Origin of the sequence: Saccharopolyspora kobensis (assembly GCF_900108315.1) — a bacterium.
GTDB classification, from domain to species: Bacteria; Actinomycetota; Actinomycetes; order Mycobacteriales; family Pseudonocardiaceae; genus Saccharopolyspora; species Saccharopolyspora kobensis.
This window is the reverse complement of the sequence record NZ_FNVB01000005.1, coordinates 578,646-598,888: the sequence shown is the minus strand read 5'-3', so window position 1 is coordinate 598,888 and position 20,243 is coordinate 578,646. Positions and strand designations below refer to the sequence as shown.

The following is a 20,243-nucleotide window of genomic DNA, read 5'->3' as shown; positions in this document are numbered from 1 at the left end:
TCGGCGTTTCCAGGACGAAGACCAGAACCGGGCTCGACGGCAGATCCCGCTGAGCTCGGCTTCTTCGTGATGAGGAGGAACATGTCCGACGGAACAGGCGTGGTGCCGCGACGCCGGTTGACCGAACTCACGAGCTCGCTGGCTCTGACCGGCCAGCCCCTTGGCACTACGGTTACCGGCATGGAACGCAGCGCGCAGCGTTTGGGACGGGCCCTGGTGGTCGTGGTGGACGACCGCGTCGCACAGGGCGAGCAGGACGACAACATCGGTCCGCTGGTGACCGAGTTGCTGGAGGAAGCCGGCTTCATCGTCGACGGCACCGTCGCGGTGGCCGGTGAAACGGTGGACATCCGCAACGCGCTGAACACCGCGGTGATCGGCGGCGTGGACGTGGTGATCACCGTCGGCGGCACCGGTGTGTCGCCGCGGGACGTCACCCCGGACGCCACCGCCGGTGTCCTGGACCGGCCGATCCCGGGCATCGCGGAGGCCCTGCGGGCGTCCGGCCTAGCGGCGGGCGCGGTCGAGGCGGGCGTCTCGCGAGGCCTGGTCGGCGTCTCCGGCAGCACGCTGGTGGTCAACCTGGCGGGCTCGCGTGCGTCGGTCCGCGACGGCATGGCCACCCTGACGCCCCTGGTGACCCACGTGATCGAACAGCTGTCCGGCCTCGAAACGGCCTGACCCGACAGAAGAGAGCGGTGGCGGCTCCACGCGGAGCCGCCACCGCTCTCTTCGATCTCAGGGGTTCTTCGGTGCTTGGCCCGGCCCGTCCGGGCCCTTGTCCTCGGGGCTGCCGGGCTGGGGGCCCTTGTCGTCGGTGGCCTTCGGCGGCTGGCCGTCGTGGTGATCGCGCTTGAGCATGCCCTCGACCTTGCCGCTCACGTTCTCGATCTGGTCGTGGTACTTGCCACCGGTCGCCTTGTCCAGGCTCGACTTGGCGGCGTCGAGCCCCTTCGCGGCGCTCGGGCCCGCCTTCTCGGCGAGCTCCTCCGCCTTCCCCTTGGCCTGGTTCGCCAGTTCCTTGGCCTTGTCCAGGAAACCCATCTCTTCGCCTCCCGCGGCTAGACGCCCGGTGAGCCACGCCTGGCGCCGCTCCCGCGGCTCTGCGGACCTCGCGCCTTCAACTGTAGTCGACATCACACCCGGGGTCGGTGGCGTCCCCGCACGCTCCCCCGGGTGCGGGATGATGGAGGTGCGCCACCTGCGGGCGCGGAGCAGGTCGGGAGGGCTGGAGTTGAACGGCGACACAGGTCGGGACGAGCGGGAGCGGCGGCGCAAGCTCGCGGAGATCTTCGGCGACGTCCTGCCCGAAACCACCTCGGACGACCGGCCGGACCGAACGCCCGCTGAGGACGCCGAACGCTGGTACCGCGAGAACCGCCCGCCGCACCACGACCCGCGCTGAGCCCGGGCCCACGGCTCGCGCGGCAGCGCCGCGCTCGCGCCCCTCGTCCTGCGAAGCCGCTCCGCAGGACGAAGGACCGCGGCGGGAAACGGCAGGCGGCTACTTCTTCTGGCCGTCGGTGGTGACTTCCGCCTTCTCCGACTCGCTGGCCAGCCCTGTGACCGCGGGCAGGCCCTGCTCGCGGCGCAGCAGGTCGCGGATCTCCTGCAGCAGCTCGACGTCGGTCGGGTCCACGACGGTCGTCTCGGCCTTCTTGCGTCGTTCGTTGAACGTCTTCATCGGCAGCACGAACAGGAAGTAGACGACCGCGGCGGTGATGAGGAAGGTGATCACGGCGTTGATCACAGCGGCGAAGTCGATGATCGAGGCCTCGTTGCCCTCGCGCAGCTGGATGCTCAGCCCGGTGACGTTGCCACCACCGGTGGCGGCGATGACCGGCTTGATGATGCTGGTGGTGAAGGACGTGACCAGCGCGGTGAACGCGCTGCCGACCACCACCGCGACGGCCAGGTCGATCACGTTGCCGCGCATCAGGAATTCCTTGAAGCCCTTGAACACGCTTGCTGCTCCTCTCAAAGCATGGTCATCTCGGCGAGTTCACGTACGGATGACGCCGAATCGATGGGTTATTCGGCGTAGGATGCTACTCAGCGCAGCGTAACGGTCACCGTCCGGTTGAGGGATGCTGCGGCCACCTCGCCCGCGAGCCGCTCCGGTAGTCCGACGAAGACGAGTCTTCCCTGGTCGCGGTGGTCGGGCTCGGGCTGGACCGCGATCACCCTGGCGTTCTCGGCGAGCACCGAACCATCCCCTGGTGGAGCGAGGGCTGTGACGATGTCCACCCGTCTGCCGGGTGCCAGGAAGTCGGCCACCTCGGGATCGGCGAGCCGGATCGGCGCGGACACAGTACCCGCGTCGCCGGAGGCCGCGGTCAGGCCGTCGAAGCGCGCGTCGGTCAGCGGTTCGCCGCGGCGGGCCGCAGCGCTGAGTACCCGGCCCAGGGCGTCGGGGGAGGCCGGCACCGCGCCGTCCGGCACCAGCTCGACCGGCATCTCCCGGCGCGTCACGTCCACTTCGGACAGGACGCGGCCGGGCGGCAGGTCGCGCGCGGCGACGAGCACCGGCACTCCCGTTCGCGGCGGCACGTGGTGCTGCACGGCCAGTACGGCCGCGAGCAGCAGCAGGGCGACTGCGGCGGATCTGCGCAGCAGGAGAACTCCGCGCCGTGCGCGGAAGAGCGCGGCGATGCGGTCGCGCAGGCTCGCGTTGAGGCGGTCTTTCGGCGTCATGGTCGGCTCCGCTTCCTCGGTGAGATGGAACTCATCCGAAGTTAGGGAGCGCTCGACCGCGGCGCGAGGGAGTTTTGGGAATCTGTGGGCAAACCGGTCCGCTGTGGACAACTCGGATCACTCGAACGAAATTCCGGTGATCACGCTGCGTCCGCAAAGCATTCGCCGACCGCGGTGAACAGCGGTCGGCGAATCAGATCAGGTGAACTCAGGAAGCGGCGGCCGTCTTGGTCGACGAGCTGCTCGACGACGAGGAGGTCGACGAAGCGGACGACGACGAGCTGCTCGACGAGGAGTCGCTGGACGAGGACGAGGTGCTGCTCGCGCTCGACGACGAGTTCGACGACCGGTTGTCGGTCCGGTAGAAGCCGGAGCCCTTGAAGACGATGCCCACCGCGTTGAACAGCTTGCGGAGCTTTCCGGTGCACTTCGGGCACTCGGTGAGGGAGTCCTCGCTGAACGACTGCACCTGCTCGAAACGGTGGTCGCACTCGGTGCAGGCGTACTGGTAAGTGGGCACGGCCGTGAACCTCCGGCGTCTAGTCCTGGCACTCGAACTACAGGAGTGCTAACCCGATAATGCTTCAGAACAGGTGTCCAGCGCAAACAGGCCTATGTCACACCGGTAGCGACACGACTCCTCGCCGCGGTGTCAGCACGAAGGTCATCCGCACGTCGTGCGGCTCGCCGGGCAGCTCGGCCACGAACTCCTCGTCCCGGACCACGCCGATCAGCGGCGCTCCCGCCGCGGCCATCGGCAGCGACCGGTCGTAGTGGCCCGCGCCGCGCCCCAGCCGCACGCCGCGCCGGTCCACCGCCAACGCGGGGACGAACAGCGCGCCGGCCTCCCCGATGGCCGCGGCGCCGAGCCGCTGACCTGCGGGTTCCAGCAGGCCGAAGGTGGCTTTGCGCAGCGAGTCCGGCCCGGTGTAGTCGGCCCACTCCAGCGGCTCGCGGCGGTTCACCACCACCGGCAGCAGGACTCGCAGCCCGGCCGCGCGCAACGCCTCCAGCAGCTCGGGCGAGCCGGGCTCGTCACCGACCGGCACGTAGGCCGCGACGGTGCGCACCGGGTGCTCGGCCAGCCAGGCGAGCATCGCCTCCTGCAGCGCTCCCGCTTCGGCCGAGCGGGTGGTTCGGACCACGTCACGGCGCTGTTCCAGCAGCGTGCTGCGCCACTCGGCCTTCGTCGTAGTGGATTCGTCCAGCGAGCTCACACTTCCAGCTTAGGGGTGGCCGATAGGCTTCCTGGCCATGAGCAGCCCGACGAGCACGCCCATCGCGTTCCGGACCGCCATCGTGCCCGCAGCCGGACTGGGAACCCGGTTCCTGCCGACCACGAAGGCGGTGCCCAAGGAGTTGCTCCCGGTCGTGGACACCCCCGGGATCGAACTGGTCGCCGCCGAAGCGGCCGAAGCGGGCGCGCAACGCCTGATCATCGTGACCTCGCCGGACAAGGGCTCGGTCGCCGACTACTTCAAGCCGCAGCCCGAGCTGGAGCAGACCCTCGAGGAGCGCGGCAAGGACGCCCTCCTGGAGAAGGTCCGCCGCGCGCCCGGCCTGCTCTCCGCCGAGACCGCGATCCAGGAGCAGGCCCTCGGACTGGGGCACGCCGTGGGTTGCGCGGAGCCGAGCCTGACCGACGCCGACGACGCGGTCGCCGTGCTTCTCCCCGACGACCTGGTGCTGCCCACCGGTGTCCTGCAGCGGATGGCCGAGGTGCGCGCCCGCCACGGCGGCAGCGTGCTGTGCGCCTTCGACGTGCCGCGCGAGCAGATCTCCGCCTACGGCGTGTTCGACGTCACCGACACCGGTGACGACGACGTCAAGCAGGTCCGGGGCATGGTCGAGAAGCCGGCGCCGGAGCAGGCCCCGTCCACCTTCGCCGCGGCCGGGCGCTACCTGCTGGACCGCGCCGTGTTCGACGCGCTGCGGCGCATCGAGCCCGGTGCCGGAGGTGAGCTGCAGCTCACCGATGCCGTAGCGTTGCTGATCTCCGAAGGACACCCGGTGCACGTGGTGGTCCATCGCGGTGGGCGACACGACTTGGGAAATCCTGGCGGTTTCCTCAAAGCTGCGGTGGACTTCGCGCTGAAGGATCCCGAGTACGGGCCGGACCTGCGGGCCTGGCTCGTCGAGCGGATCGCGGAGAACGACGAAGTGTCCTGACCGGCGGTCCGCCCGAACGCTGCGGCCACTCCGCCGGGACAGGACGTGACGACAGCCACGCCGGGCGGCGGCTCGGTGCGCGGGAAGAGGACGACAGCCATGAGGTCAGTGGACGAGCAACTCGCACGCGTGCTCACGGCGGCTGTCCGGCCCGCGCCGGTCCGGGTGGCGATCTCCGAGGCGCAGGGCCTGCTGTGCGCGGAGGAGGTCGTCGCCGAGCAGGCGCTGCCCGGGTTCGACCAGGCCGCGGTGGACGGCTACGCGGTGCGCAGCGTGGACGTGCAGGCCGCCGCCGACGAGTCGACCGTGCTGCCGGTCGTCGGTGAGATCTCGGTCGGCTCCCGGCAGCCCCGCAGGCTGCAGCCGGGCCAGGCGGTCCGGGTGGACACCGGCGCGCCGCTGCCGACGCTGGCCGACGCCGTGGTCCCGCTGGAGTACACCGACGAGCACCCGGCGAAGGTCACCGTGCGGCGTCCGGTGCCCTCGGCGGCGTTCGTCCGCCGCACCGGGGAGGACGTGCAGACCGGCGACGTGGCGGTGCGCCGCGGCGCACCGATCGGTTCCGCGCAGGTCGGGCTGCTGGCCGCGGTGGGCCGCAACAAGGTGCTGGTGCACCCGCGGCCGCGGGTCTCGGTGATCTCCGTCGGCGAGGAGCTGGTGGACGTCGACCGCTCGCCCGGCCAGGGCCAGGTCTACGACGTCAACTCCTACGCGCTGTCGGCCGCCGCGCGGGACGCCGGCGCCGAGGTCACGCGCGTCGGCATCATGAGCAGTGACCCGCGCCGGTTGCGGGAGGTCGTGGAGGGGCGGCTGCTGCTGTCGGAGATCGTGGTGGTCGCCGGTGGCGTGGGCGGCGCAGCGGGCGCCGAGGTCCGGGCGGCGCTGGCCGACCTCGGCGAGCTGGACGTGACCAGGGTCGCGATGCAGCCCGGTTCGGTCCAGGGCTTCGGACGGCTGGGCCCGGACGAGATCCCGACCTTCATGCTGCCCAGCAACCCGGTGAGCGCGCTGGTGGTGTTCGAGGTGCTGGTGCGGCCGCTGATCCGCGCCGCGCTCGGCAAGCCCAACCCGCACCGCCGCACCGTGACGGCGGAACTGCTGTCGCCGATCACCTCGGCGGAAGGCCGTCGGGGCTTCCTGCGCGGCCAGCTGCTGCGCGACCCGAAGAACGGCGCCTACCTGGTGCAACCGCTGGGCACCTCGGGGTCGCACCTGCTCGCCTCGCTGGCCGAGGCGAACTGCCTGGTGGTGGTGGACGACGAGGTCACCGAGGTCGGCGCGGGCGAAGAGGTCCAGGTCCGCTTCCTGTCGCAGCGCGCCTGAGACTCCGATGCAGCCCACCGACGCTGATGGGTTCCCGGTCGGTCGCCACCCCGGCTGGCCGGCCCGGCTCGGGCCGCTGATCACCGCGCGCGGTGCGGTCGCGCTGCGGCCACCGCGCCTGCGCGATGCCTCGGCCTGGAGCCGGATCCGGCTCCACGACCGCGCCTACCTGCAGCAATGGGAACCCACGACGATCGGCGGCTGGGAGGAGCGCAACGCCAGGACGGCGTGGCCCGCGCAGTGGGCGGCGCTGCGCGGCATGGCGCGGCGCGGGCAGGCGTTGCCGTTCAGCGTCACCGTGGACGGCGAGTTCGCCGGGCAGCTGACCATCGGCAACATCGTGCGGGGCGCGCTGCGCTCCGGGTGGATCGGCTACTGGATCGCCGAGCGGCTGGCGGGCGGTGGCGTCGCGACGGCGGGTGTCGCGCTGGCCGTCGACCACTGCTTCGGCCCGGTCGGGCTGCACCGGCTGGAAGCCACCGTGCGCCCGGAGAACCAGCCGAGCGTCCGGGTGCTGGAGAAGTCCGGGTTCCGCCGCGAGGGCCTGTTCCAGCGGTACCTGGACGTGGCCGGGGACTGGCGCGATCACTACGTGTACGCGCTGACCGCCGAGGAGGTCCCGGAAGGCGCCGTCGAGCGGCTGCTGCGCGGTGGCGGGGCAGGCAGGCCCTGAAGACCGGGAGATCTTGATCACGCACCGTCACCGCCGCTCCGGGCGCATCCGGCCGAAATTGAGCTGAACGGACCAGCGATCAGCAGCGTTCGGCGGTACGGAAGCCGACACGCCGATGACGATGGTGCCGCTGACTCCGCTGAACGTGGGGTTTTCTGGCCCCGGGGACCTCCCGTGTTCGGCGTGCCTCCAACACGGGAGTTGCAGATGTGACTAGCGTGGCGATCGCAGACTTGTGTGCTGCCGGTGGCCAGGGGGAGGTGGCGAGGCATGCCCAGTTCGTTGATCTTCGCCGCGCTGGCGGCGGCGTGGCTGGTGGTGCTGGTGCCGATGTTCGCCCGCCGCCGCCAGGAAGTGTCCAAGACCACCGACTCCGCGCTGGCCGCGAGGGTGGTCCGACGCGGCAGCGGTCGGCGACCGGCGAGGCCCGGGGCCGAGACAACCGACATGGTGGAGGAGTCCGGGATGTCTGACACCGAGCTGGACGACGCGGTCGAGGAGAACGACACCGACGACAACTCGTGGCGCCGGGTGCACAGCGACGACGTTCGCGCCGGCCGCCGCTACCGGCCCGGCCGCGGCGGGTTCGACCCGGAGGCCGCGGCGCTGGCGGCGCGCGCCAAGTACGCCCGCCGGCAGCGGATCGTGGTCGCCATGCTGGCCACCGCGGTCGTGACGGCGCTGGTGGCGGGGCTGCTGTGGCCGGTCGTGTGGTGGCTGCACGGCATCATCGACCTGGTGGTCGTCGGCTACCTCACCTACCTGCGCCGCCAGGTCCGCATAGAGGAGGACGTCCGCTCCCGCCGCCTCGCCCGCATGAACGGTGAGCGGGACGAGGCCGAGTACGACGACGAGTACGACGAAGACCTCCGCGACGAGTACGACGAGGACGCCGCCGACGACGTCGAGCGCCGCGAGGCCCGCCCGGCGGCGCGCGCGGTCCGCGTGGAGATCGACGACGAGGATCCCGTGTTCGACGAGCTGGACGAACGCACCTGGGAGCCGTACCGGCGCGCCGCCGGGGAGTGACCACCCCGCTTAAGAGGGGGGTGCTGCGAGTGCGGTTTTCGGGCTTGCTAGAGTACTGACACAACAAAGCCGAGAGGCAAGTCCTCGAGGCAAGGGGCTGTAGCGCAGTTGGTAGCGCGTCTCGTTCGCATCGAGAAGGTCAGGGGTTCGATTCCCCTCAGCTCCACGTTTCACGCAGTGACAGGCTCATGCTCATGGAGAGCATGAGCCTTTTTGCGTTCCACGTTTGATCGCGGGGGCCGAGCCCCACCGTGCGGGTTGCGTTTCGTTGGCTCCTTGTGGTGGGCCGTTCCCGGCCTGCTCAGCGACTGGCCCTTCCAAGGCGTCCGTGGCGCCAAGGGATTCGTGGGTTTCCGGCTTCGTTCGGCGGGTCCTTCGTGCTTCGGGTTGGAAGTGCCTTGCCCGTGCGGGTTTTCCGTTGGTCGGCTGCCGTTGGTTTTGTACTTTGCGGTCCATAACTGTGGTACGGTCGTGCTCGCGGGTGTTCGGCTGGTTCGCGGGGGTTCTCCTGTCCTTGGCTGCCTTTGCGGGTTGCTCTGGTTTTGGACCGTCCCGTTCAGAACGATTGCCCGTTGAGACGAATCAGGCTTCACGTACAGGAGTTCTTCGATGTCCTCGACCGCCACTGCCGAGCTCGACGAGCAGCGCATCTCCATCGTCCGCCGGGCTTTCGAGCTCATCGACGCGGGCGATCCCGCGCTGCTCGACCTCTACACCGACGATGTGGAGCTGTACTTCCCCAAGTTCGGCTTCGGGCGGGGCAAGGAGGACATGGCCGAGTTCGCGCAGCGGCTCTGGGCCGATCTGTCCGCGTTGGAGCACGACATCGACGGCCTGGACATCATGGTGGCCGGTGACCGGATCATCGTCGAAGGTCGCGAGTGGGGCGTGACCGCTGATGGACGACGCTGGCCGGACCAGCGCGTTTCGACCGGCCGCTTCTGCAACGTCTTCACCTTCCGCGGCACGCTCATCAGCTCCGTCCGCATCTACGTGGACCCGGACTTCACCAGCAGCCACGAGCAGAAGGTCCGGCAACTGCACCGCGACCCGAAGTAGTCCGGCTCCTGCCCGGCCGCGACCGAGTCTGTCGCGGCCGGGTCCGCCGGATCAGCCGAGCAGTGCTCGCCAGGTGATCGGGCCTGCTTCGCCGTCGACGACAAGGCGGTTGGTGCTCTGGTAGGTGCGCACGGCCTTCGCCATGACCGGGCCGAAATCTCCGTCGACCGCGAGGCCCGCGCTGCGCTTGTTCAGCGCTGCCTGCAGGCCTTTGACGTGGTCGCCCTTGCTGCCCTCGTGCAGGGTGAAGACCAGCTTCGGCCACGTCGCCGGGCCGACCTGGCCGTCGGCCGCCAAGCCCTTCGAGGACTGGAAGCGCTTGACCGCGGCCACCGCCGCCGAGCTGTACTTCCCGTCGACGGCCAGGTCGTGGCCGTGCTTGCGCATCAGGTGCTGGAGCGCGACGACCGTCGCTCCGGCCGAGCCCGGATCGATCCGCGGCCAGCCGCCGCCCAGGTCCACACCGCGCTTGGCCATGAAGGCGACCGGGTCGGTGATGCGGCCGATCCCTCCCGAGTGCACCTCGAAGTGCAGGTGCGGGCCCGTCACGTTGCCCGTCGCGCCCATGTCCGCGATGCGCTGGCCGGACTTGACCTCGGCGTTGAGCGGGACGTGGTAGGCGTTGAGGTGGCCGTAGTAGGTGTACTGGTCGTGGCCGTGCGAGATCACCAGCCCGTTGCCGCTCCGGCCGGGGAGCCCGCCGCCCCAGGCGCGGCGGATCACGGTGCCGTCGGCCGCCGCGTACACGCCGGTGCCCGTCGAGTTCGTGACGTCCTGGCCCGCGTGCGGGCCTCCGGGCCTGGAAGCTCCGAAGTGGCCGCCTTGCGGGAAGTGGCCTAATGCGGGATTGGCCCAGCGGCCGTCCATCAGTGACGCCGCCGACGCCGTCGGCGCTCCCGCGACGAGACCGATGGCGGGGATGGCGAGCCCGAGGCCCAGCCCGGCGAACAGGGTTCGGCGGGAAAGGCCGCCGACCTCCTCGGCGGAGATCATCTCGGTCGATGGCGCGCAGGAATCACACATTTTTCCCTCCAGGGCTGAATCGGGCATGATGCGGCGGAAATGCTACAGCCGAAAGCGGTGCCGAGATGCGGCCATTCGCAGGCTAAAGCGCAACTTTCACCGGCAGTGCACAAAGGAATCACCCACGGGCTGCGGGAAATAGCGGTAACGGCTGCGACTTTGTGTGCCGCGTGCAGGAAAGCCAATTCGCAGTGCACGGGTTTGGCGGAAAACCGCCACAACGCCCCTTGAAGCGTGGAGACGAGCATCCGGGGCCGTGCTGGGAAGCGCCGCCGGTCAGCCTTCGGCGTCCCGGGCCAGGAGGGCCTGGTTCTCGAGCGCCGGCTTGGTGGAAGAGGCTGTTGGTGTGAGCGGACGGTGCAGAACGAGCGCGAACCGGGAACGCCGCTGATCGGCGCTGAGGGCTGCGGTGGTCGAGCCGATCGCGCATCGCAATACGTCCTAAGTGGAATAAGCTCTCTTCGCGTGAAACGGTTCGGCGGTGGTGCGATCTTCCGTACAGTGGCCTCGATCTGCACCGATGTCGAGGAGCGGCCTTCGCCATGACTGATCCGGCTCGATTGCACGTCAGCCCGGAATTCCCCGCCATGCTCGACCGGATCGACGCGCTCGCCGACCAGCTGGAGTCGGAGGCGGCCGTCGCCGAAGAGCGGGGCTTCCTGGCCGAGGGCATCGCGCGAGCCCTGCTGGACGCGGGGATCGTCCGGGCCGGGATGCCGGCGAACCTCGGCGGCCACGAGTTCTCCCCGCGTCAGCTGATCGCGACGATCGAGCGGCTCAGCCGCCACGACGCGACCGCCGGCTGGACGATGATGGCGATGCAGCACGTCACCGGCACCACCGCCGCCTACCTCGGCGACGTCGCGGCGGCGGACCTGTTCCCCGGGGTCGCCGCCGGTGACCAGGCGCTGCTGGCCGGGCACGGCACCCGGCCCGGCCGCGCGGTCCCGGTGGACGGCGGCTTCCTGGTGAGCGGGAGCTGGCAGTTCGCCTCCGGGATGGCGCACGCCACGCACGTCCACAGCGCGATCCAGGTCGAGGGCACCGGCGAACTGCGGGTGCTGGCGATGCCGAAGTCGCAGGTGGAGCTGGTCGACAACTGGGACGCGCTCGGCCTGCGCGCGACGCACAGCATCGACTACCGCTGCACCGACGTGCACGTCCCGGCCACGCACACCTACCTGGCGACGACCACGACTCCGGCCAACGGCGGCGCGATGTACCGGGTCGGCCTGGTCAACATGGCGGCGATCGGGCACACCGGCTGGGCGCTCGGCGCCGGACGTCGCCTGCTCGACGAGATGAGGGCGCTCGTCGCGATCAAGTCCGGCACGCACAACGCGGCGGTCGACACCGCGCACTTCCACGCGGAGTTCGCGGCGGCCGAGGCCAAGCTCCGCTCTGCCCGGGCCTGGGCGATGGACGTGTGGCGGGACGTCGAGGAAACCCTGGACGCGGGCGAACCGCTGAGCGTCGAGCAGGGCACGCTGATCAAGCTGTCGCTCAACCACGCGACCCGGACCGCGCAGGAGGTCGGCCAGGTGGTGCACCGCTGGGCGGGCACGACGGCGATCCGCCGCGGCCCCGTCGACAGGTTCCTGCGCGACATCGCCACCGGGGCCCAGCACATCACCTCGAACCCGGTGGTCCTGCAGAACTGCGGGAAGTGGCTCAGCGGCGCAGGATCCCAAGCCCGCTGGGAATTCCTCGACCTGGTTCCGTGACCCCGTCCGCAGTGGACATGACGCTGGACCGGTCGCGGCTGCTGGCTGTTCGCCGGAGCGCAGAGCGCCCGGCTCGTCAGCCTGCGCCAGGACGCCGGTGACGAGCGGGTCGACGCCGCCCGGCGTGGCATCGGCGTCGCCGCCCGGGTCGTGCCGAGGTGCTCGTTGAGCGCGCGGCGTGGGCAGCAGCGGTGTCGAAGCGCTCGTGCCGCCGCCGTGCTCGGCGTCACCCGTCCGTGGTTGTTCGAGTGGCCTGAGTGGTTTGTGTGGCGCTCCAACCGGTGGCGGCTGGGGCGCGCGCGGGCCCTTGACCTGCGGGTTCGCTGTTTCGCGGCCGGGATGACGTGGGCGGCCGGGGCGCCAGGCTTTATTTGACTCATTCCAGAAAAGCTGATAGCTATGTGCCATGCCGTCCATCGATGCCGCCGCCCTGCTGAAAGGGGCGTCGTTGCGGGTGACCCGCCCTCGGGTCGCCGTGCTCGCGATGGTTTCGGAGAACCCCCATTCCGATGCCGACACCATCGCGACAGCGGTCCGTCGCGACCTGGGGTCGGTGTCCACCCAGGCGGTGTACGACGTCCTGCGCGCGCTCACCGAGGCGGGCCTGGTCCGTCGCATCGAACCGGCCGGCTCGCCGGCCCGGTTCGAGACCCGCGTCGGCGACAACCACCACCACCTGGTGTGCCGGGACTGCGGTGCCATCGCCGACGTCAGTTGCGCGGTGGGGGAGGCCCCGTGCCTCCACGCCGATGATCCGCACGGATACCTGCTCGACGAGGCCGAGGTGACCTTCTGGGGCGTGTGCCCCGACTGCCGCGGCAACGGGCGAGCGATTGACTGAAGATCCCACCGAGGAGCGAGTTTTGCCCGAGAACAACCAGAAACCGTTGACCACGGTGGCCGGTGCCCCGGTCCCGGACAACCAGAACTCCCTGACCGCCGGCCCGCGCGGCCCGATGCTGCTGCAGGACGTCTGGTTCCTGGAGAAGCTGGCGCACTTCGACCGCGAGGTCATCCCGGAGCGCCGGATGCACGCCAAGGGCTCCGGTGCGTTCGGCACCTTCACGGTGACCAACGACATCACCCAGTACACCAGCGCGAAGATCTTCTCCGAGGTCGGCAAGAAGACCGAGCTGTTCGTCCGCTTCTCGACCGTCGCCGGTGAGCGCGGCGCGGCCGACGCCGAGCGCGACATCCGCGGCTTCGCGGTCAAGTTCTACACCGAAGAGGGCAACTGGGACCTCGTCGGCAACAACACGCCGGTGTTCTTCTTCCGCGACCCGCTGAAGTTCCCGGACCTCAACCACGCGGTGAAGCGCGACCCGCGCACCAACATGCGCAACGCCGAGAACAACTGGGACTTCTGGACCAACCTGCCCGAGGCGCTGCACCAGGTCACCATCGTGATGTCCGACCGCGGCATCCCGGCGTCCTACCGCCACATGCACGGCTTCGGCTCGCACACCTACAGCTTCATCAACGCTGACGGCGAGCGGTACTGGGTCAAGTTCCACCACCGCACCCAGCAGGGCATCAAGAACCTGACCGACGCCGAGGCCGAGGCCCTGGTCGGCAAGGACCGCGAGTCGCACCAGCGCGACCTGTACGAGTCGATCGAGAACGGCGACTTCCCGAAGTGGAAGCTGTACGTGCAGATCATGCCGGAGGCGGACGCGGAGAACTACCGCTTCCACCCCTTCGACCTGACCAAGGTCTGGTCGAAGAAGGACTACCCGCTGATCGAGGTCGGCGAGTGGGAGCTCAACCGCAACCCGGCCAACTACCACGCCGACGTCGAGCAGGCCGCCTTCAGCCCGGCGAACGTGGTCCCGGGCATCAGCTTCTCGCCCGACCGCATGCTGCAGGGCCGGCTGTTCTCCTACGGTGACGCGCAGCGCTACCGCCTCGGCGTGAACCACCACCAGATCCCGGTCAACGCGCCGAAGTGCCCGGTGAACTCCTTCCACCGCGATGGCGCCATGCGCATCGACGGCAACCAGGGTTCGACCCCGGGCATCGAGCCGAACTCCTACGGCCGCTGGCAGGAGCAGCCGGCGTACCGCGACCCGGCCCTGGCCGTGGGTGCCGTCGCCGACCGGTTCAACTACCGCGAGGACGACGACAACTACTACGAGCAGCCGGGCAACCTGTTCCGCAGCATGTCGGCGGAGCAGCAGCAGGCGCTGTTCGAGAACACCGCGCGGGCCATCAACGGTGCCTCCCAGGCCACCATCGAGCGCCACATCGCCAACTGCACCAAGGCCGACCCGGCCTACGGCGAGGGCGTCCGCAAGGCGATCGAGGCCCTGGCCGCGGGCGAGCTCTGAGCTCGACCCGAGGTTGACGACCTCGTAGTGGGGCGGCGGTCGCGTGCGGCCGCCGCCCCTCCCTTTTCCGCACGAGATCAGGAAGAACCACCATGAGCGATGGACTGACCCCGGAGCAGGTCGAGCGCGTCGTGGCGATCGCCATGGACCTGGCCCGCGAAGGCCGGACCGAGGAGCTGGCGGAGTTCGTCGACCACGGCTTCCCGGTCAACACGACGGACGAGGCGGGCAACACGCCGCTGATGCTCGCGGCCTACCACGGCCACGCCGAAACGGTCCGGGCTCTCCTCGACCGGAAGGCCGACCCGGACCTGCGCAACGACCGCGACCAGTCGCCCATCGCCGGAGCCCTCTTCAAGGGCGAGGAAGCGGTGGTGAAGCTCCTCCGCGAAGCGGGAGCGGATCTCGACGCGGGCACCCCATCGGCCCGAGCGGCAGCGGCGATGTTCGGCCGGGAGAACCTGCTGGCGGACTGACCCGCGGCTCCAGAGCCCGTGAGCGCTTCCTGGTGTCATAGCACCACAAACCGCTCACGGACCCACGACGTCACCGCAGGGACGCATCCTGCCCGGCCGACCCCTGCAACGGCCTTTTCGAGTTGATCCGCTGGCTATTCTGGTCCGGTGGACGCTGCGTCGATCATCGCCCGCGCCGCCGAGTACCTGAATCCCGCTGGGCGGGGTAACCGGACGTCCGGGGGCGTGGCGTCGGCGATCCTTTCCGAGCAGGGCGACCTCTTCTTCGGCGTCTGCATCGACACGCCCTGCAGCATGGGCTTCTGCGCCGAGCACGCCGCGGCCGCCGCGATGATCACCGCCAGGCAGTCCGAGATCGCGATGGTCGTGGCCGTCACGCGCGACGACTCCGGTGCGCTCCAGGTGTTGCCGCCGTGCGGGCGGTGCCGCGAGTTCATGTACCAGCTCGACGACCGGAACCTGGCCGCCCGGGTCGTCCTCGGCCCGGAACGGGTCCTGACCCTCGCCGACCTCCTGCCGGAGCGGTGGTCGGCTCCGGCCGCTCGCTGAGCCTTCCGGGCAGCTCCCGTTGACCGCCTTCGGCGGGCGACCTCCGCGATCTCCAGCGAAAGAAAATCTTTCGCCTTTGCGCAGTCCTTACTGAAGGATGTTGCTTGTTGACGAGATTCTGATGTAATTCTTGTTGACGAGTGATGCGTGACACTGGTCCGGGAGGCCGATGATGACCGCTCAGCACGAGACCGTTCGCGATGTGGCACCGACCGACGTACCCGCTCCCCGGGAAGCCCCGGCCGACGCGGTCGAGTCCTTGAAGGCGCAGGTCACCGGCGACCTGATGAACATCGTCGTGGATCTCGACGCGGGGGACGGCTGCCGGCTGCGCGATGCGCGCGACGGCACCGAGTACCTGGACCTGACGATGTTCTTCAGCTCGGCGCCGCTCGGGCACGGCCACCCCGGCCTGCGCACCGCCGAGTTCGAGGCCGCGCTGGTGCGCGTCGGGCGGGTGAAGCCGTCCAACCCGGACTTCGCCACCGACGAGCAGGCGCGCTTCGCCGAGACCTTCCGCCGCGTGGTCGGCATCGACGAGCTCCCGCTGCTGTTCTTCATCGACGGCGGCACGCTCGCGGTCGAGAACGCGCTGAAGGTCGCCTTCGACTGGAAGACCAAGCTCAACGCCCGCGCGGGGATCGCCGTGCGCGGCTCCCGCGTGATGCACCTGGAGAAGGCCTTCCACGGACGCAGCGGGTACACGCTGTCGCTGACCAACACCGATCCGGCGAAGATCCGCGACTACCCGATGTTCGACTGGCCGCGCATCCCCAGCCCGGCGGTCGACCCGGGCGAGCGGTGGGACAGCTCCGGGCTCCTGCCGGAGGAGGAGGCCTCGCTGGACGCCGTGCGCGCCGCGCTGCACCGCTACGGCCGGGAGATCGCCTGCTTCGTCTACGAGCCGATCCAGGGCGAGGGCGGCGACCGGCACCTGCGCCCGCAGTTCCTGCAGGCCGTGCAGGCGCTGTGCCGCGAGCACGACGTGCTCACCGTCGCCGACGAGGTGCAGACCGGCATGCTGACCGGTCAGGCGTGGGCGCACCAGGCGCTCGGGCTGGAGCCGGACCTGGTGGCCTTCGGCAAGCGCCTGCAGGTGTGCGGCGTGATGGGCGGCAGGCGGGTGCTGGAGATCGCCGACAACGCCTTCCGCGAGCCCAGCCGGATCAGCTCCACCTGGGGCGGTTCGCTGACCGACATGGTGCGCGCGACCCGGATCCTGGAGGTCGTCGAGGCCGAGGGCCTCTTCGAGCACAGCCGCCTGATGGGCGAGCTGCTGCTCGGCGAGCTGCGCGACCTGGCGGTGGAGTTCCCGACGCTGATCAAGGCTCCGCGCGGCCGCGGGCTGATGTGCGCGATCACCTTCCACGACCCCGTCAACCGGGACCGGGCCCTGGCGCTGGCCCGGGACAACCACCGGACCCTGTTCCTCCCGTCGGGTCCGGACTCCCTGCGCGCCCGCCCGCCGCTCTCGGCCCGCCCGGAGGAGCTGGTCGACGCGGTCGCGGCCCTCCGCAAGACCCTCGCCGACCTCGCCTGACACCCCTGCCGCAATTTCAATTGAAATTGGACCTCCAATTTCAATTGAAATTGCGGATCTGTCACCCGGGTGGGTGTTGGAGGCCGGTGGCGCGGGCGGGGTGAGCGGGTGTCAGATCCAGCCCTCCTGCCAGGCGTGGCGGGCCGCCTCGTGGCGGGTCGCCACGCCCAGCTTGGTCATCGCCGAGGAGAGGTAGTTGCGGACCGTGCCCTGGGCGAGGTGGACCTCCGCCGCGATGGTGGCGATCGTGCCGCCCTGCAGGGTGTGCGCGAGCAGCTCCAGCTCCCGCTCGGTGAGCGGGCAGGCGCCGCTGGTCAGCGCGCTGGCCGCGATCTCCGGGTCGATGTAGCGGCCGCCGTCGTGCACGTCGCGCAGGATCGCCGCCAGCCGGGACGCGGGCGTGGTCTTCGGGACGAAGCCGCGGATGCCCGCGGTCAGGGCGCGCTTGAGGACGCCGGGTCGCGCATGGCGGGTGACCAGCACGATCGGCACCTCCGCCGCCACCTGCTTGGCGGCCTGCACGCCGTCGACCTCGGGCATCTCCAGGTCGAACACCGCGATGTCCGGCGCGTGCTCGCGCACCGCGCGCACCGCCTCGGCGCCGTTGCTGCACTGGGCGACCACCGAGAGGTCCGGTTCCAGGTCCAGCAGCGCAGCGAGGGCCCCGCGGATCAGGTCCTCGTCGTCGGCCAGCACCACACGGATCACGATGTCCTCCCCAGCTCGGCGGCTCCGCTCAGCTCGAACCAATCGTCCACCAGGCGCCCTTCGACGTGACCGCCCATGGCGCTGAAGCGCTGGCGCAGCCCCTCGATGCCCGAGCCCGCCGCACCGTTCGGCGGCTTCACCCGGTCGTTGCGCAGCACGATGCTGGTGCGCGGCCCGTCGGTGACGATGCGCAGCTCGCAGTTCTCCGCGCGGGAGTGGCGCAGGACGTTCGTCGTGCCCTCGCGCACCAGCGCACCGAAGAGCGGTTGCAGCGGCGGCGGGACGAGCGTCGCATCACCGTCCACTGTGGTGCGCACGCCGGCGGCTTCCAGGATTTCGCGGGCGTTCTCGAGCTCCGAGGTGAGCTTGGTGTGGCGGTAGCCGTGCACCACGTCGCGGGTGTCCTTCAGCGCCGTCCGCGCGATCTCGGCGATCTCGGCCGCGGATGCGCGGGCCGTCGCGTCGTCGACGCCGATCAGCCGCTCGGTCAGCTCGCCCTTCAGCGCGATCACCTGCAGGTGGTGGCCCTGGATGTCGTGCAGGTCGGCGGCGAAGCGCAGCCGCTCGTTGGCCACCGCCAGCTCGGCGCTGACCGTCCGGGCCCGGTCGAGTTCCAGCACGATGTCCCAGAACCACACCGCCGCCAGCACCAGCGACATCACCATCGACACCAGGGCCGCGGTGAAGAGACCGGGGACCAGCCCGAGCAGCGGGTTGTCCGGCGAGCTCGCGAACGTGCCGATCACCGCCACCGCCAGCGCGGTGCCGATCGCCAGCGGCCAGCGCCACCGGTACGGCGCGGCGGAGACGTGCACCCCGGCCAGGCCGCTGACCACCATCGACCACAGCGCGCCCGTGCCGTCCTTGTGCATCGTGTAGGCCATCGCGCCCAGTGCGGCCGCGAACACCGCGGCGTGCACGACCGGCCGCTGCTTGCCGTGCCCGAGCCCCTGCATGAGGCTCCTGGCCACCCAGGTGCCGTCGATCGCGGACGCCACCGCGACCACCGCCAGCAGCAGGACCTCGACGGTGCTGTAGTGGCCCTGCGAAGCCCCGACCACGACGAGGAACAGCGGGGCCATCACGTAGAACGGCTGCATCGGGACGATCGACCACCACGTGTACCGGCGCAGGCGTCGGATGCGCCGGGGGTCGAACTCGGGAGTGCTCACCGGTACAGCATCGGACATCTCCGGCGATCGGCGGCCGGATATGACATGAGTCATCGATCGTGCTGACAGATCGGCGGCGGAGTGCTGACGCCGGCGCACTACCGGCGCCCGGCCGGCCCGGCGAGGCTTGAGCCATGACAACACCAGTGATCAGCGTGCAGGGCCTGCGCTGCCGCTACGGCGAGTTCGAGGCGGTCCGCGGGATCGACTTCGACGTGCAGCCCGGCGAGCTGTTCGCCCTGCTCGGCACGAACGGCGCGGGCAAGACGACCACGCTGGAGACCATCGAGGGCCACCGCGAGCCCAGCGGTGGCGCCGTGCGGGTCTTCGGCAAGGACCCGCGGCAGGACCGCTCGATCCGCCGCCGCATCGGCATCATGCTGCAGGAGGGCGGCTTCGCCGGTGACCTGACGGTGCGCGAAACCGCGGAGCTGGGCGGCGCGCTGACCGCACGGCCGTCCGATGTGGACGAATCGCTGGCCGCGGTCGGGCTGGCCGGGCGGCGCGAGGTGCGCGTCCGGCAGCTCTCCGGCGGCGAGCGCCGCCGCCTCGACCTGGCGCTGGCGCTGCTCGGCGAACCCGACCTGCTGTTCCTCGACGAGCCGACCACCGGGATGGATCCGGAATCCCGCCGCGCCACCTGGGACCTGGTGCGCGGGCTGCTCGCGCGCGGCACCACCGTCCTGCTCACCACGCACTACCTGGAAGAGGCCGAACGGCTCGCGCACCGGCTGGCGATCATGCACGAGGGCCGGATCGCGGTGTCCGGGCGGCTGGTCGACGTGCTGGCCGCGCACCGGGCGCGGATCAGCTTCGACACCCAGCGCGACGCGGTGCTCCCGCCGCTGGCCGGGACGGCAGAGGTGACCGGCACGCACGTCGAGATCCGCACGTCCGACCTGCAGCGGGACCTGCACGCACTGCTCTCGTGGGCGGACGGCCGACTGGAGCTCAGCGGCCTGCGCGCGCACCACGCATCGCTGGAGGACGTCTTCCAGGGCGTCCGGGAGGAGGTACTGGTCAAATGACCTCGGCCGTTCTCGCCCTCGGGCGCACCGAGTGGAAGCTGCTCTCGCGCAACAAGGCCGTGCTGCTCAGCGCGACGCTGCTGCCGCTGCTGCTCGGGTACATGCTGGCCGCCAACGTCCCCGCCGACGCCGGGCCGGCCGCCTGGTCGATGATCCTGGGCATGCAGGTGCTGGCCGTGCAGGGCTTCACCGTCTACTTCACCACGACCGCGACGCTGGCCAGCCGCCGCGAGGACCGCTACCTCAAGCGGCTGCGCAGCGGCGAGGTGTCGGACGCGGTGATCCTGGGCGGACTGCTGCTCCCGGTGGTCCTGCTCGGCCTGGTCCAGACGGCCGTGGTGGTGGCCATCGCGACCGCCATCGGCGCCCCGGTGCCCGCCAACCCGCTCCCGCTGGTGCTGGCGGCGCTGCTCGGCAGCGCGATGTCGCTGGTGGCGGGCGCGGCGACCAGCGGCTTCACCGCGAGCTCGGAGCAGGCGCAGATCACCACCATGCCGTGGTTCCTGGTGCTGATCGGCGGCTCGGTGTGGGTGTCGATGAGCGGCGAGATCACGCCGCTGAGCTACCTGGTGCCCAGCGGCGGCGTGATGGACCTGACCAGGCTGGCCATGACCGGCGAGAACGTCGTCGGCGCGCTCCCGGCCATCGGTGCCCTGCTGGCCTGGACCGCGGTGCTCGCGGTGCTCTCGCGGATCTGGTTCCGCTGGGAACCGCGCGCCTGAGCGGCTGTCATGGTCCCGGCTTGAGCA

23 protein-coding genes and 1 tRNA gene are annotated in these 20,243 nt (G+C 70.5%); 16 read left to right on the top strand and 8 right to left on the bottom strand.

Going from position 1 to position 20,243, the window contains the following annotated elements; all coding sequences use genetic code 11:
- Window positions 1-180: 180 nt before the first annotated feature.
- A complete protein-coding gene (locus C4T78_RS19675) occupies window positions 181-681 on the top strand; it encodes a MogA/MoaB family molybdenum cofactor biosynthesis protein (protein WP_093156016.1) in 501 nt (166 codons plus the stop codon).
- Window positions 682-738: 57 nt separating this feature from the next.
- Here the strand turns inward: C4T78_RS19675 and C4T78_RS19670 are convergent, their stop codons facing one another.
- Window positions 739-1,044, bottom strand: a complete 306-nt coding sequence (locus C4T78_RS19670; RefSeq protein WP_093349750.1) for an antitoxin — start codon at window positions 1,042-1,044, stop codon at window positions 739-741.
- Between the two features lie 190 nt (window positions 1,045-1,234).
- On the opposite strand from C4T78_RS19670, the gene C4T78_RS19665 reads away from it, so the two are divergent.
- Window positions 1,235-1,405 carry a hypothetical protein gene (locus tag C4T78_RS19665; RefSeq protein WP_177247464.1) on the top strand — a complete coding sequence of 57 codons (171 nt, stop codon included), beginning with the start codon at window positions 1,235-1,237 and terminating at the stop codon, window positions 1,403-1,405.
- A gap of 99 nt (window positions 1,406-1,504) precedes the next feature.
- Here C4T78_RS19665 and mscL read toward each other — a convergent pair whose 3' ends face one another.
- The 4 genes from mscL to C4T78_RS19645 all read right to left on the bottom strand — a co-directional run bounded on the left by mscL (window position 1,505) and on the right by C4T78_RS19645 (window position 3,911).
- Window positions 1,505-1,963 carry a large conductance mechanosensitive channel protein MscL gene (gene mscL, locus C4T78_RS19660; RefSeq protein ID WP_093349745.1) on the bottom strand — a complete coding sequence of 153 codons (459 nt, stop codon included), beginning with the start codon at window positions 1,961-1,963 and terminating at the stop codon, window positions 1,505-1,507.
- A gap of 89 nt (window positions 1,964-2,052) precedes the next feature.
- A complete protein-coding gene (locus tag C4T78_RS19655; protein ID WP_093349742.1) occupies window positions 2,053-2,694 on the bottom strand; it encodes an SAF domain-containing protein in 642 nt (213 codons plus the stop codon).
- A 208-nt stretch (window positions 2,695-2,902) separates the two neighbouring features.
- On the bottom strand, window positions 2,903-3,214 hold the full coding sequence (locus tag C4T78_RS19650; protein ID WP_093349740.1) for an FmdB family zinc ribbon protein: 312 nt from the start codon (window positions 3,212-3,214) through the stop codon (window positions 2,903-2,905).
- A gap of 97 nt (window positions 3,215-3,311) precedes the next feature.
- On the bottom strand, window positions 3,312-3,911 hold the full coding sequence (locus C4T78_RS19645; RefSeq protein WP_093349737.1) for a 5-formyltetrahydrofolate cyclo-ligase: 600 nt from the start codon (window positions 3,909-3,911) through the stop codon (window positions 3,312-3,314).
- A 37-nt stretch (window positions 3,912-3,948) separates the two neighbouring features.
- On the opposite strand from C4T78_RS19645, the gene C4T78_RS19640 reads away from it, so the two are divergent.
- The 6 genes from C4T78_RS19640 to C4T78_RS19615 all read left to right on the top strand — a co-directional run bounded on the left by C4T78_RS19640 (window position 3,949) and on the right by C4T78_RS19615 (window position 8,947).
- Entirely contained in the window at window positions 3,949-4,863 is a 915-nt protein-coding gene (locus tag C4T78_RS19640; RefSeq protein ID WP_093349734.1) for a UTP--glucose-1-phosphate uridylyltransferase, read from the top strand.
- Window positions 4,864-4,962: 99 nt separating this feature from the next.
- Entirely contained in the window at window positions 4,963-6,186 is a 1,224-nt protein-coding gene (glp, locus tag C4T78_RS19635; RefSeq protein WP_093349732.1) for a molybdotransferase-like divisome protein Glp, read from the top strand.
- A 7-nt stretch (window positions 6,187-6,193) separates the two neighbouring features.
- Entirely contained in the window at window positions 6,194-6,859 is a 666-nt protein-coding gene (locus C4T78_RS19630; RefSeq protein ID WP_093349729.1) for a GNAT family N-acetyltransferase, read from the top strand.
- 270 nt (window positions 6,860-7,129) lie between these two features.
- The gene (sepX, locus tag C4T78_RS19625) at window positions 7,130-7,888 is read left to right on the top strand and encodes a divisome protein SepX/GlpR (RefSeq protein WP_093349727.1); all 759 of its coding nucleotides are present in this window, start codon (window positions 7,130-7,132) and stop codon (window positions 7,886-7,888) included.
- A 93-nt stretch (window positions 7,889-7,981) separates the two neighbouring features.
- Window positions 7,982-8,054 (top strand) — tRNA-Ala (locus C4T78_RS19620).
- A gap of 443 nt (window positions 8,055-8,497) precedes the next feature.
- Entirely contained in the window at window positions 8,498-8,947 is a 450-nt protein-coding gene (locus tag C4T78_RS19615) for a nuclear transport factor 2 family protein (RefSeq protein WP_093349723.1), read from the top strand.
- 51 nt (window positions 8,948-8,998) lie between these two features.
- Here the strand turns inward: C4T78_RS19615 and C4T78_RS19610 are convergent, their stop codons facing one another.
- Window positions 8,999-9,970 carry a peptidoglycan-binding protein gene (locus tag C4T78_RS19610; RefSeq protein WP_093349720.1) on the bottom strand — a complete coding sequence of 324 codons (972 nt, stop codon included), beginning with the start codon at window positions 9,968-9,970 and terminating at the stop codon, window positions 8,999-9,001.
- A 542-nt stretch (window positions 9,971-10,512) separates the two neighbouring features.
- Here C4T78_RS19610 and C4T78_RS19605 point away from each other — a divergent pair.
- The 6 genes from C4T78_RS19605 to lat all read left to right on the top strand — a co-directional run bounded on the left by C4T78_RS19605 (window position 10,513) and on the right by lat (window position 16,586).
- Window positions 10,513-11,694, top strand: a complete 1,182-nt coding sequence (locus C4T78_RS19605) for an acyl-CoA dehydrogenase family protein (RefSeq protein WP_093349718.1) — start codon at window positions 10,513-10,515, stop codon at window positions 11,692-11,694.
- A 406-nt stretch (window positions 11,695-12,100) separates the two neighbouring features.
- A complete protein-coding gene (locus C4T78_RS19600; protein WP_093349715.1) occupies window positions 12,101-12,535 on the top strand; it encodes a Fur family transcriptional regulator in 435 nt (144 codons plus the stop codon).
- Window positions 12,536-12,557: 22 nt separating this feature from the next.
- Entirely contained in the window at window positions 12,558-14,021 is a 1,464-nt protein-coding gene (locus tag C4T78_RS19595) for a catalase (protein WP_093349713.1), read from the top strand.
- Window positions 14,022-14,113: 92 nt separating this feature from the next.
- Entirely contained in the window at window positions 14,114-14,497 is a 384-nt protein-coding gene (locus C4T78_RS19590; RefSeq protein WP_093349710.1) for an ankyrin repeat domain-containing protein, read from the top strand.
- A 147-nt stretch (window positions 14,498-14,644) separates the two neighbouring features.
- Complete coding sequence (locus tag C4T78_RS19585) at window positions 14,645-15,046, top strand: cytidine deaminase family protein (RefSeq protein WP_093349708.1); 402 nt, start codon at window positions 14,645-14,647, stop codon at window positions 15,044-15,046.
- A 172-nt stretch (window positions 15,047-15,218) separates the two neighbouring features.
- A complete protein-coding gene (lat, locus tag C4T78_RS19580) occupies window positions 15,219-16,586 on the top strand; it encodes an L-lysine 6-transaminase (protein ID WP_093349705.1) in 1,368 nt (455 codons plus the stop codon).
- A gap of 111 nt (window positions 16,587-16,697) precedes the next feature.
- Here lat and C4T78_RS19575 read toward each other — a convergent pair whose 3' ends face one another.
- Together C4T78_RS19575 and C4T78_RS19570 are read right to left on the bottom strand one after the other, a co-directional pair.
- Window positions 16,698-17,294 (bottom strand): response regulator transcription factor, encoded by a 597-nt coding sequence (locus C4T78_RS19575; protein ID WP_093349703.1) that lies wholly within the window; start codon window positions 17,292-17,294, stop codon window positions 16,698-16,700.
- Complete coding sequence (locus tag C4T78_RS19570) at window positions 17,291-18,466, bottom strand: sensor histidine kinase (RefSeq protein ID WP_235863321.1); 1,176 nt, start codon at window positions 18,464-18,466, stop codon at window positions 17,291-17,293. Before C4T78_RS19570 ends, C4T78_RS19575 begins: the two co-directional genes overlap by 4 nt.
- Before the next feature lie 134 nt (window positions 18,467-18,600).
- Between C4T78_RS19570 and C4T78_RS19565 the strand changes: the two genes are divergently transcribed.
- Both C4T78_RS19565 and C4T78_RS19560 read left to right on the top strand, forming a co-directional pair.
- Window positions 18,601-19,494: an ABC transporter ATP-binding protein gene (locus C4T78_RS19565; RefSeq protein WP_093349700.1), complete on the top strand. Its 894-nt coding sequence runs from the start codon at window positions 18,601-18,603 to the stop codon at window positions 19,492-19,494.
- Window positions 19,491-20,216, top strand: coding sequence for an ABC transporter permease (locus tag C4T78_RS19560; RefSeq protein ID WP_093349698.1), 726 nt, complete (start codon window positions 19,491-19,493; stop codon window positions 20,214-20,216). The genes C4T78_RS19565 and C4T78_RS19560 overlap by 4 nt, the downstream gene beginning before the upstream one ends.
- Window positions 20,217-20,243: the final 27 nt, after the last annotated feature.